Genomic DNA, 12,732 nt, shown 5'->3' on the forward strand with positions numbered 1-12,732 from the left:
CGTCTATTTCTTTGTGGACTGGGAAGGAGAGTTTTTGGTCGCTCCGGCTACAGGTGCATCGACAACCTTCACCGGCATGCCGGGAGCCAGGCGCATGAAGCCATCGGTAATGACCTTCTCTCCCGGATTGAGCCCCTGCTCAATAACCCAGTCCTGCCCGACCCAGGCACCAGCCACAACAGGTCGGATCTCCGCTTTCCCTTCACTGCTCACCACAAATACCACCTGTCCGTTGGAGGTCTGCTGAACCGCCCGCTGCGGAACCGTCAGGGAATCAGGACGCGTGGCACCCTGCAGAACGGCTTTCACAAACATGCCCGGTCGCAGCAACGAATCGGGGTTAGGCAATTCAGCTTTGATAAGAAAGGTGCCGGTCTCACGATTAAAGGTGGGATCGATAAAACTCACCTTCCCTTTATGTGGGTAGATCCCGCCGTCAGAAAGGTGCACTTCAACGGTGTATTCATGATTGGCTGGAGCTACGATCCTGCCGGCAGCAACGTCCGTCCTGCTTTTGGAAAGCTGATTCTGCGAAACACTGAATGTGACCCAGACCGGATCAAGCTGGGCCACATAGCTCAAATCCCCCCCTGGCCCAACGCTTAAGTAGGCACCTTCGCGGGCTTTGGATTCACCGCTCACCCCTGTGACCGGTGACTTGATGATGGTGTAACTCAAGTCGAGCTCTGCCTGCTCAAGGCGGGCTGAGGCCTGATGCACTGCCGCTTCCGCCGACTGCACAGAACCTATAGCGTTATCCAGGTCGCTCTTGGACGCAGCATCGAGTTTTGCCAGCGGTTCAACCCTTTTCAGGTTAGCCTGGGCCGTCCAGAGCTGAGCCTTGTTGTTGGCCAGGGACCCCTTTGCTGCCTCGACCTGGGCCAGGAATGGTTTCTGGTCCATCTGAAACATGGTCTGCCCCTGCTTGACGACATCACCTTCATAATAGAGGATTTTCTCTAAAAAACCGTTCACCCGTGCAACGATTTCCACCTGATGGGCGCTTTCGACCTGGGCCACGAATGAGGCTTCAACCGGAATGACTTTCGGCGTAACAGTGATGACGTTCACTTCCGCTGGTGGAGGAGGTGCCTTCACTTCCTGCTTTTTCTCACAGCCCGCAAGTACCATGGCTGCCAGGATGATACCGCCCAGCATAAGCATACTGACCGCACGCCCACCAGAGTTTCGCTCAATCTTCATACCAACCACTCCTGTTTGCAAAATATATAAATAGTGCCCGTCCAGAACGTTACCCGACCAACATAAGCCCTTCACCGTTCAGAGAATACCTGGCAATCCAATCCGCCACAGAGCCGTTTCCCTGGCTCACATAGCCTGTCACCAAACCACCAAAGTCCATAACATGAAACGCTCCACCAGATCGGGAAGCGGATGCAGTCGTGTTGTCGTCAGTAACTGAGATCCGGTGCCGCTCCATGTAACAGCCTGCTTTTTTCGTTGCGCCGATTTCTCGTTACTCAACCAAATAGTTATAATTGATTAACCCTAACCGTTCTCCAATTCGAATTGCAATATCTTTTACATAATCTGTACAGTTACTTGAGTAAAATATGCCTCTTCGTCAATACAGCAAACAGTTGTGGGACAACATTTTTTCAAGCTACAGGACATGATGGGAATCTCATGATAAACAACACGTCATCATACCCCTAAAAAACCTTTCACTTCTTACACACATAAGGAGTAGAATAGTTGCAGGGCCTGGTACTTCTCTGCACTCACCTGGTTCGTATGACATAGCAAGCCGGCACCACGGACTTGCCGCTGTTCATCTCAACTCTTTTACTCTTGAATATACTGAATTTTTTGCACTTCCAGTACGATTGACTACTGAAGGAGAGACGTTATGCATTTCAGGCATGTCTGCACCCTATTCTTGCTGCTGGTTGGATTAGGTATGGGCATTACCGTCCGGGCCGAGTCATCAGATCCCGAATCTCCTGCCGACCTTGGCTGGCCGAGATCGGCTGAGAGGGATGACATACAGGTTACCGTCTATCAGCCACAGGTCGATAGCTGGGATGAGTATAAAGTCATCCATTTCCGCTCCGCCATCTCGGTGACCCCTGGACCCGGAAAAGAGGAACGATTCGGTGTCGCCGAATTTACCGCAGACACGGAAGTCGATCACGACAACAGAACCGTGGTAACGAACAATCATCAGCGGGAGATCCGATTCCCAAACGTTTCCGAAAAAGAAGAAGCGGAGCTGAGAAACGCCTTCGACCAGATTTTGCCACCCAGGGAATCTATCACCGTCTCACTCGATAGGGTCCTGCCCTATCTGGACGAAGACAATCAGTCCATCCAGCCGGCGGTGGATGTCAACCTGGAACCGCCGAAAATATTTTACAGTAAGCAGCCAGCGATCCTGGTCATGTTCATGGGCACCCCACAGTTGAAACCGGTGAACGGTAGTGACCCGTCCTTTCTCTTTGCCGCAAACACCAACTGGGATGTTTTCTTTGATACGGCCAACAGCCGTTATTATCTCTTGGATGAGGAAAGCTGGCTTACCAGCGATGATCCGATAAAGGGAAGCTGGACACCAGCAGGAGAGCTGCCACCGCAATTGCTACAGCTGCCCGACGACGAAAACTGGGCCGACGTACGCAAAAACATTCCAGGCAAACCTGTCGAGCAAGCACCGGTAGTGTTCGTCACCACCGAGCCTTCGGAAATGATCATCACCGAAGGAGAACCCGCTTTTCTCCCGATCAAGGACACAAAACTGCTGCAGGTCAGTAATACCGACGCTACACTGTTCCTCCACTCAGGAGACGGACAGTTCTATTACCTGGTTGCCGGTCGTTGGTTTAGGACCAAAACCCTCGACGGCCCATGGAGCGAGGCTTCCAATGATCTGCCGGATGACTTCCGCAATATCCCTGATGACAGCCCGGCAGCTTTTGTCAAAGCAGCCGTCCCCGGTACCCGTGATGCCGAGGATGCAGTCTTACTCGCCTCGATTCCGCAAACAACCTCGGTTGATCTCAGCAACCCGCCAAAAATGGATGTCGTCTATCAGGGCGAGCCGCAATTCACCGCCATCCCTGGGACCACAGTCAAGTACGGAGTCAACACCCCCAACCAGGTGTTTATGGTCAATGGCCAATACTACTGTTGCAGCGAGGGTATGTGGTTCACTTCCGACCTCCCTACCGGTCCATGGCAGCTTGCCGCCAGCGTGCCTGACGCCATCTATTCCGTCCCTCCCACCAACCCGAATTATAACGCCACCTATGTGAGAGTTCAGGAAGCCACGCCGACCACCGTGGTCTACAGCCAGACCTCCGGCTACAGCGGAGAATATGTCGCCGCCAAAGGTGTACTGATGTTCGGCATGGGCATGCTGCTTGGCGCAGCCATTGCAGATAATCACCACCACGACTATTGGTATCCTTACCCCAGTCACTATTCGTATGGCGTCCGTGCCACCTACCATCCAGGCTACGGCGGCTACTATTCCGGCGCCCGTTCGGTATACGGCCCCTATGGTGGAGCCGGCCGGGTTGCCGCCTACAATCCTTCTACCGGAACCTATTCACGCGGTGCCTATCGTTACGGACCGGCAGGCAGCGCAGGTGTGCGGCAGGCTTACAATCCATATACCGGCGGTTACGCTCAAGGTGGCAGGGTTAACACTGCATATGGTTCAGCAGGAAGATTTTACGCTGAGCGGGGTGGAAAGTCCGTTTCAGGCGGATACCGGTCAGGCTCCCTGGGTAGTGCGGGAGGAATCCGAACCGGCCAAAATACCGGCGCTGCTGCCTGGAATACCCGATCCGGCCAGGGAGCTGTTGCAAAAACCAGATCAGGAGATGTCTATGCCGGCCGTGACGGCAATGTCTATAAAAAAGACAGCAGCGGCAGCTGGCAGAAGTATGAAAACGGCAACTGGAATAGTCTGAAGCCGCAACCAAAATCCGGGACCCAGCGAACTGCAACTACAAACCAGGTGACATCGGCCCAACGTGATGTCGCCAGGAAGCCAGCCTCCTCCCAGACTGTCAAGCGACCGGCAACCAGCCAGGCAAAGGCTGCCCGCCCCGCAACCGGCCAGCAAAGACCGAAGCTCAATGCGAAAAACGTGCAACAAGGATTACAGCGAGATGCCCAGGCAAGAAGTGCGGGTGAGCGTCGCTCATCCCAACGTCAGAACTTTCAACGCTCGGGCGGACACCAGCGTTCCCGTGACGGAGGAGGACGAAGAAGATAGTTGCCAGAACCAGTGCGTCGAAATTACGCCGTTTTTTAATCCAGACCAAACCTTTGTAACCTCAGTGAACATGAGACTACAGCACTGGAAACGCTGAACATATAGTGAAAGAAAAAAGCCCGAATCCTCTCCGTGATCACGAGAAAGGATTCGGGCTTTTCATTGTGCAGGGCAGGAGATACCCCACCACAGCAAAATTTGAAATATCAGGCGACTACTTCAACAGCCTGACGGGCAATGGCCAACTCTTCGTTGGTCGGGATGCCCCAGATCTGCACTGCGCTCTCTTTGGTGGAGAGCAGTGTCGGCTTTTTCACCCGCTGGTCATTGACCTTTTTGTCCATAATGATGCCGAAGGCCTCAAGACCCTCAACCGTTTTCTCACGGACAATGTTGTCGTTCTCACCGATGCCGGCGGTAAAGACAATGGCATCGACATGACCGAGCGCCGCCATATAGGCGCCGATATATTTACGGTTGCGATAGGTCTGTACATCGAGGGCAAGCTTGGCCATCTTGTCACCCTTTTCAATGGCACTGTGAATATCGCGCATATCGTTCATACCGCAAAGCCCTTTGAGACCGGACTTTTTGTTCAGCATATTGTCGATGGCATCAATATCCATGTCGCAGTTGCGGGCCAGAAACGCATAGATGGCCGGATCAACATCACCGCTACGGGTACCCATGACGAGACCTTCAAGCGGGGTCAAACCCAGGGTGGTATCGATGGATTTGCCTTTCTCGACGGCGGTCATGGAGCAGCCGTTACCAAGATGCACAGTGATGATGTTGACATCCTCAAGCTTTTTACCCATGACTTTTGCACACTCACCAGCCACGAATTTATGGGAAGTACCATGGAATCCGTAACGGCGTACGCGATGTTTCTCATAGAGCTCGATAGGCAGGGCGTAATGATAGGCGTGCGGCGGAATGGACTGATGGAAGGCGGTATCGAACACTGCCACCTGCGGTGCGGCCGGGAATAGCTCACGGGCCACTTTGATGCCGTCGAGGTTGGCCGGGTTATGGAGCGGCGCAAGCGGAATAGTGTTCTCGATGGCTGCAATCACTTCGTCGGTGATCAGGGTCGGCTGATGAAATGCCTCACCGCCATGAACCACACGATGGCCGACTGCACCGATCTCGCTGCGATCCTTGATAACACCCTTGTCAGCATCGGTCAGCAGATCAACCGCTTTCCGCATGCCATGCTCATGATTGGGAACCGGTTCCTGGATCTTGATAACTTCCTCGGCGTCGGTATCTGGACGAAGTTCGCACTTAATAAGACCCTCAGCCTCGCCGATTCTCTCAACAAGGCCGGATGCAAGCACAGACTCATCCTGCATGTCAAGAAGCTGAAATTTAATAGAAGAGCTTCCTGAATTGATAACTAAGACTTTCACTTTTTAACCTCTTTTTCTGCTTGTGCCTGGATGGCGGTAATAGCAACTGTGTTAACGATATCGTCTACCGTACAACCACGGGAAAGATCGTTAACGGGTTTATTCAAGCCCTGAAGGATCGGCCCGATGGCCACGGCATTGGCCGAGCGCTGGACCGCCTTGTAGGTATTGTTTCCGGTATTGAGATCGGGAAAGATAAAAACTGTGGCTTTGCCGGCAACATCCGAGTTCGGCATCTTGGTGGCAGCAACCTCAGGATCAATGGCGGCATCATACTGCAGGGGACCCTCGAGATGCAGGTCGAGACCGCGCTCGCGTATCAGTCCCTTGGCGATTGAAGTCGCTTCAATAATGCGCTCCACGTCCTCACCCTTGCCGGAGCTGCCGGTGGAATAACTCAGCATGGCCACTCGCGGTTCGACCCCGAAAATTCTCGCGGTCTCGGCGGAGCTAAGAGCAATCTCCGCCAGCTGCTGTGCTGTTGGATTCGGGTTAACCGCGCAATCACCGTAAACCAAAACCCTGTCTTTCAAACACATGATAAAGACCGACGAGACAACCGAGATGCCGGGTTTGGTCCGGACAAACTCGAACGCAGGACGGATGGTGTGGGCGGTGGTATTTTCAGCACCGGAGACCATACCGTCGGCCAATCCCTTGTGAACCATCATGGTGCCGAAATAGGTGGGATCGGACATCCGGTCGCGAGCGACCTCCTCGATGACCCCTTTATGTTTACGCAACTCCATATATTCATCGACAAAGGAGTTGAGTAAGCTGGAGCGGGACGGGTCAATAATTTCGACCCACTTCAGGTCAAGGCCGCAGCCGATCGCCCGCATCCGCACATCCTCTTCATTGCCGAGCAGCACCAGGTTGGCCACACCGCGTCGCAAAAGGATATCGGCAGCCTGGAGCATACGGTCGCAGGTACCTTCGGGCAACACGATCCGCTGCAGGTTCCTGCCGGCTTTCTCCATCAAGGCAAATTCGAACATCTTCGGAGTGACCCTGGTCGGCCGCACCGAAACAACACGGCGACCCAGCTCCTTCACATCCACATGCTTGGTGAACTCGCCGATGGCGGTGGCGATGCGGCGGGTATCCTGTGGTTCAATATATCCGTAAAGTTCGCCAACCTTTTCGATAGTCTGATAGGTGTGGCCCTCGGTGGTCAGAATCGGTACCGGTACTGTGTTACTTAACCCCTTTAAGAGACGTAACACATTCTCGGAAGGCAACAGGTTGCCGGTGAGAATGATGCCGGAAATATCGGGGTAGGTAGTGGAAAGACGCGAAGCAATGGTGGCAAGGATAATGTCGCAGCGATCGCCGGGGGTGATGATCATGGAACCCGGGGTAATATAGTCGAGATAGTTGCCGATCTGCATGGCGGCGACCACGTAGTTTTCCACCAGGGTCGTCATCCCCTCTTCGCCGTAAAGAGTATGGGCACCGAGCCACCGTTTGACATCGGCCACCGTGGGGTTGGATAGCTCACGATGCTCGGGTATCACATAGACAGGCAACTTCGTGTCGGCATTGCCTTTGTTTTTGGCCCGGATCCTGCTGAAATCATCAACCTGCACATTAGCAGCAGCTCGATTGACGATGCAGGCCATAATATCGACCCCTTTCTCCACCAGAGCATCGATGGAAAGCTGGGTCAAACGTACCAGTTCTTCGGTCTCTTTCTTGCGGCCCGAGGAAATAAGCAATACCGGAGCACCGAGGTTGGCAGCAATATCGGTATTGATATTGGACTCAAAGGCAATATCCTTGCCGCGAAAATCGGTGCCGTCACAGAGGACAAAATCAAACTCCGACTTCAGCGCATTGTATTTATTGAGAATAATGTCGTGAAGCAGAGGTTCCTGGCCAGAGTTGACCAGCTCCTGGGCTTCCTGCAGGGTGAGGCCGAAGGTATCTTCGTATTCAATATCCAGATCGAAATGTTCAAGCACCAGATTGATGACCGGATCTTCCCAGCCCTCTTCGGTCTCGTGAATAATCGGCCGGAAAAAAGCTACCCTGTCGAGTGACTTCAGCAGCATCTGCATCACGCCGAGAACAATGGCCGATTTGCCGCTGCGTTCTTCGGTGGCAGTAATATAGAGATTTGTCGACATACGCCTGTGCTGGCTTCATCACAGAGTGACAACCAGCCCGCCTCATTGAGATGTTTTTGATTTCTCCGGCACTATTGTCTGTCTCTGACCCTCTGCCGGCTCACCGATTATCGATCAAACACCAATAGCAATAGCATTGCATTTACAACATGCCGTAGACACGGCATATGTAATTGCAAAATTAATCACCTTCAACGGTGCTGCATCGTACCAGGGAACAAAAAAACAGCTTTCGTACCATAGTTCCATGCAAAATGCTACGCCATAATAGCCGACCAGGAATGGTGAAACAATCTTTTTCGACGCAATTCCAATTAGAAACTCGGTTCTTATTCATACCAGATTACCACAGCATGCCAAACCACCTGTTCTCACTCCTATTGTCACGACTCAGCTTATCTCTTTACTATATGATATTTTTTTATCGGCAATAACGTGCAATGCTTTTCCATGATCAACAAGATGCAGAATTGGTATTACCAATTTCGACGCAATGGTCAGACCAGACAGACTGATAACTCTTGTCAGCACCAGGTCAAATGACGCAAAAAGCGCAGCGGGAAAAGGAATATAACTGACTAATTACATACACTTAACAAATCTTTCTTCTTCGCACGATTAATCAGAGCGGTTTCCCCTGCAACTTCAATAGCTGCGACGCCTCTATAACCAAAACCACCGCAGACTTCGTCTCGATGATTTACAAGCAGCAAGAAACATAATATACATGTTAGGGAGCAGTCATTTAAGGTACTAATCCTGACTCTCACTACCCGGAAGACAACCCGTCTTCTTTCACGACGTCTCTCTTCAGGATACCTTCAGACAGCTCTTCAGTATTACGTAACTACGGGGAACTCTTTTCTCCATGACAGGCGGGTCGTGGCATAATAGAGATTTTCCAACCGATGAGTCTTCACAACCCAGCTGACCACCCCATAAAGAGGTTTGTTATGAAAAAAGAAAAAGCAAAGAAAAAAAAAGAAAAGGTCGAGACTAAGAAGCTCGATCGAAAAACCTATGAAAAAGAGTTGGCAAAACTGCATGGCGAGCTGGTGAAGCTACAACAGTGGGTTATACATAAAGGGATCAAGGTCTGCATCGTCTTTGAAGGACGTGATGGTGCGGGCAAGGGTGGAACGATCAAGGCCATCACAGAGCGGGTCAGTCCACGGGTATTCAGGGTCATGGCCCTACCGGCCCCGACAGAACGAGAAAAATCCCAGATGTATGGCCAGCGCTACCTTCCGCACCTGCCTGCTGCCGGCGAGGTGGTGATCTTCGACCGGAGCTGGTACAACAGGGCCGGAGTCGAGCGGGTCATGGGATTCTGCAGCGAAGAAGCCGCCCAACGTTTTCTTGAAGTCACGCCAAACTTTGAGAAGCTGATGGTCGATTCCGGCATCATTCTCATCAAATACTGGCTCGAAGTCAGTCCCGACGAGCAAGCCCGGCGGCTTGAGGCCAGGATCGATGATCCCAGGAAGATCTGGAAGCTGTCGCCGATGGATCTCAAATCCTACGACAAGTGGGACGAATATACACGTTGCCGCGACGAGATGTTTACCGCCACCGATACCCCCTGGGCTCCCTGGAACGTTGTTCATTCCGACGACAAGAAGCGCGCCAGGCTGAATACCATCACCCACCTTCTCTCAACCATAGACTACAAAGAGATAAAACGAGACAAGGTGGAACTGCCGAAACGAAAGATTGGCAAGTCCTACAAAGAAAAAGAGTATCCGTTCAAAGTCATCCCGGAAAAATATTGATCACAACAAGGTTGCGCTTATCAATAAACGCCGACGTCTATAGCGACGTTTATTGATCAGTGCAACCACGACCATCCCATAACGCGAGGCATGTGCATTCGCCCATCACTTGACACAAACACATGCAAAATTCGGACAACACAACAACACGCTCCCCCGCCAGCCAGCGGTTGTACCGTTTCATCCCCGGCGTGAAAACATTTATACACTACCAACGGAGCTATCTCCGTAACGATTTCCTCGCGGGTCTGTCGGTGGCAGCCGTCGCTCTGCCAGTGGGCATTGCCTATGCGGAAATTGCCGGGGTTCCGGCTGTATATGGCATATACTCAGCCATACTGCCACTTCTCGCTTATGCCATCTTTGGTTCATCGCGCCAGCTGATAACCGGCCCGGACGCAGCCACCTGCCTCATGGTCGCCGCAGCTGTTTCCCCGATGGCTGGAGGCAATCCCCAACACTATCTGGAGTTAATGGTCCTCATTACCCTCCTCACCGGTTTATGTCATATTATCTTTGGAATCTGTCGTCTGGGGTTTATCGCTAACTTTCTTTCGCAGCCTATTCTCATCGGCTACCTCAACGGTGTCGCCATCATCATTCTTATAGGCCAATTCCCTAAACTGTTGGGTTACCACAGTGAGGGCGGCGATTTTCTCCAGAAGCTTCTAGAGCTGATCGACAATGTTGGAATGCCGCACACGCCCACCCTGCTGCTTGGCGGGTTTTCCTTGATCACCCTGATACTGATAAAACGGTTGGCCCCGCGCCTGCCCGCCCCGCTCATCGTCACGGTACTCAGCATAATAGCGGTCAAGATTCTGCAATTGCAGGCAAGCGGGGTGAGCGTACTCGGTACGGTGCCGTCAGGAATCCCGACCCTCCACTTCCCATCTTTCGACAATGAAACATTCAGGCGACTTCTTAAACATGCCTCCGGCATCGCCCTGATCAGTTTTACCAGCGGCATTCTGACCGCTAAAAGCTTTGCAAGCCGCAACAGGTACGATATCGACGCTGATCAGGAACTTATCGCTTTTGGTGTCTGCAATATAGCCACAGGCCTCGTCCAGGGATTTCCCGTCACCGGTGCCGACTCACGGACTGCCGTCAATGACAACATGGGCGGAAAAACCCAACTGGTAGGAATAGTCGCCGGAGGCGCGATGCTCCTCTTTCTCCTCTTTTTCACCGGCCCGCTCTCCCTGCTTCCCAATGCGGCCCTAGCCGCGATTGTCGCCATTGCGAGTATAGGTCTTCTTGATCTAACTTCCATTCGTGAACTCTATAAAGCCAGTCGCCGGGAGCTGATCCTCTCACTGATAACAACGGCGGGTGTTCTCTACCTCGATGTGCTCCCCGCCGTTTTTCTCGCCATCATGCTCACCCTGCTCTGGATGCTCCATGTCGCGTCACAGCCATATTGTCAAATTCTTGGCAGAATAAAAGGATTATCCGGGTACCATGATGTATCCAAGCACCCGGCAGCAACCACCATTCCGGGTCTGATGCTCTATCGATTTGACGGAAATATCCTCTTTTTTAATGTCGATTATTTTCGGAAAAGCATCACCACAGAGATTGCCAGGTCACCCACCCCAGTCGAGTGGGTGGTAGTGGATGCCAGTCCGGTGAACAATATCGATATCACCGCGCTCCACAAGCTTCGTGACCTCCGCGACGAGCTTGAGTCAAAAGGAATCACACTTCTCTTTGCCCGGGTAAAAACCTCCATTTGGCGGTTTTTCGATGAAAACTGGCTGAAAGCAAACCTCCGTTACCGTAACGAGGAAAGATATCATACACTCACCTCAGCGGTTGAGGCATTCAACAATTGGAAACACCAGCAGGGGGATACTAAAGAATAAAACCAGTTATCCATATCAGAAAACCGCTTAGCAGGATATTCGACCACTTACAGATAGCACCTTTTCGTCATCCGTTTGCCTTGGGTAGTATAAAAAGGTTCCCATAAGGGGAACGTAATCCCATCATCCAAAGGAGGTTGCAATGAAATTGACGTTTCGTATCGCATCTGCATGTGTTGGTTTCGCCCTACTCGCTTCACCGGCATTAGCTGCCGATAAAGTCCGCTGGAAGCTGGCCATGAGCTGGTCATCCACCCTCACCCCATTCGCCACAGCCTGCAACAATCTCGCGAAATCAGTTGAGGAGATGAGCGGCGGCAATTTCACCATCCGGGTGGAAGGCGCGGAAAAACACAAAGCAGCACTTGGCATCCTCGACATGACCAAAGGCGGCCAATACGAAATGGGTCACAGCGCTTCCTATTACTGGAAGGGCAAGGACATCTCCAGCGTTTTCTTTACCACGGTTCCGTTCGGCATGAATGTCGATGAGCAAAACGCCTGGCTCTACCGTGGAGGCGGCATGGAGCTCATGCAGAAAGCCTATGAGAAATTCGATGTCCTCAGCTACCCCGGCGGTAACACCGGCGTACAGATGGGCGGCTGGTTCCAGAAAGAAATCAAGTCCCTTGACGATCTGAAAGGTTTGAAAATGCGGATTCCTGGCCTTGCCGGTGAAGTTTTCGCAAAACTGGGGGTCAATGTCACCAACATCCCCGCCGGCGAGCTCTACACCTCGCTTGACCGCGGCACCATCGATGCCCTTGAATGGGTCGGCCCCGGCATGGACATCAAGATGGGCTTCCATAAGATTGCCCCCTACTATTACACTGGCTGGCATGAGCCGGCCACCGAGCTCCAGTTCCTCGTGAACAAGAAAGCGTTCGACAAGCTGCCCAAGGAATATCAGGCCATACTCGTCACCGCCATGAAGGCAGCTGCAGCCGACATGTACACCGATAATTTCGCCGACAGCGCCGATGCATGGGCTCAGATGAAGACCGAGTTCCCGAACATCGAGGTAAAAGAGTTCCCGAAACCGGTTCTCCAGGCGATGAAAAAGGCGGCTGACGAACTCTATGACGAGTATGCCGCCAGCGACCCTTTCTTCAAGGAAGTTCTCGACTCCCAGCGAGCCTACATGAAAAAGGCCAGAGCCTGGACCAATATTTCCGAATTCAACTACATCAAGACCACCCAGGAGCTGGCTGAATAATATAGCCGTGCAGGGTATTTTCTCATCTTTGCAGAGCCGTTCGGTTGCCAGACCGAACGGCTCCCTCTCCGCCCCTCCTCTCTTCTGGAATT

At 52.4% G+C, this 12,732-nt stretch carries 8 protein-coding genes; 4 read left to right on the forward strand and 4 right to left on the reverse strand.

Annotated elements, in window-relative coordinates:
* Window positions 1-3: 3 nt before the first annotated feature.
* The gene (locus tag BUF15_RS00405) at window positions 4-1,203 is read right to left on the reverse strand and encodes an efflux RND transporter periplasmic adaptor subunit (RefSeq protein ID WP_084553285.1); all 1,200 of its coding nucleotides are present in this window, start codon (window positions 1,201-1,203) and stop codon (window positions 4-6) included.
* A gap of 49 nt (window positions 1,204-1,252) precedes the next feature.
* Window positions 1,253-1,441, reverse strand: a complete 189-nt coding sequence (locus BUF15_RS00410; protein WP_073611464.1) for a hypothetical protein — start codon at window positions 1,439-1,441, stop codon at window positions 1,253-1,255.
* Window positions 1,442-1,870: 429 nt separating this feature from the next.
* Here BUF15_RS00410 and BUF15_RS00415 point away from each other — a divergent pair, with 429 nt between their 5' ends.
* Complete coding sequence (locus BUF15_RS00415; protein WP_073611465.1) at window positions 1,871-4,243, forward strand: TrbL/VirB6 family protein; 2,373 nt, start codon at window positions 1,871-1,873, stop codon at window positions 4,241-4,243.
* Window positions 4,244-4,449: 206 nt separating this feature from the next.
* On the opposite strand, the gene BUF15_RS00420 is transcribed toward BUF15_RS00415, so the two are convergent.
* On the reverse strand, window positions 4,450-5,655 hold the full coding sequence (locus tag BUF15_RS00420) for an acetate kinase (RefSeq protein ID WP_073611466.1): 1,206 nt from the start codon (window positions 5,653-5,655) through the stop codon (window positions 4,450-4,452).
* Window positions 5,652-7,784: a phosphate acetyltransferase gene (gene pta / locus BUF15_RS00425; protein ID WP_073611467.1), complete on the reverse strand. Its 2,133-nt coding sequence runs from the start codon at window positions 7,782-7,784 to the stop codon at window positions 5,652-5,654. Before pta ends, BUF15_RS00420 begins: the two co-directional genes overlap by 4 nt.
* A gap of 953 nt (window positions 7,785-8,737) precedes the next feature.
* Between pta and ppk2 the strand changes: the two genes are divergently transcribed.
* The 3 genes from ppk2 to BUF15_RS00440 all read left to right on the forward strand — a co-directional run bounded on the left by ppk2 (window position 8,738) and on the right by BUF15_RS00440 (window position 12,640).
* Window positions 8,738-9,556 (forward strand): polyphosphate kinase 2, encoded by an 819-nt coding sequence (ppk2, locus tag BUF15_RS00430; RefSeq protein WP_073611468.1) that lies wholly within the window; start codon window positions 8,738-8,740, stop codon window positions 9,554-9,556.
* 122 nt (window positions 9,557-9,678) lie between these two features.
* Window positions 9,679-11,424 carry a SulP family inorganic anion transporter gene (locus BUF15_RS00435; protein ID WP_073611469.1) on the forward strand — a complete coding sequence of 582 codons (1,746 nt, stop codon included), beginning with the start codon at window positions 9,679-9,681 and terminating at the stop codon, window positions 11,422-11,424.
* A gap of 142 nt (window positions 11,425-11,566) precedes the next feature.
* A complete protein-coding gene (locus tag BUF15_RS00440; protein WP_073611470.1) occupies window positions 11,567-12,640 on the forward strand; it encodes a TRAP transporter substrate-binding protein in 1,074 nt (357 codons plus the stop codon).
* The last annotated feature ends 92 nt before the right edge of the window (window positions 12,641-12,732 follow it).

The organism is Desulfopila aestuarii DSM 18488, from assembly GCF_900143695.1.
Taxonomy (GTDB): Bacteria; Desulfobacterota; Desulfobulbia; order Desulfobulbales; family Desulfocapsaceae; genus Desulfopila; species Desulfopila aestuarii.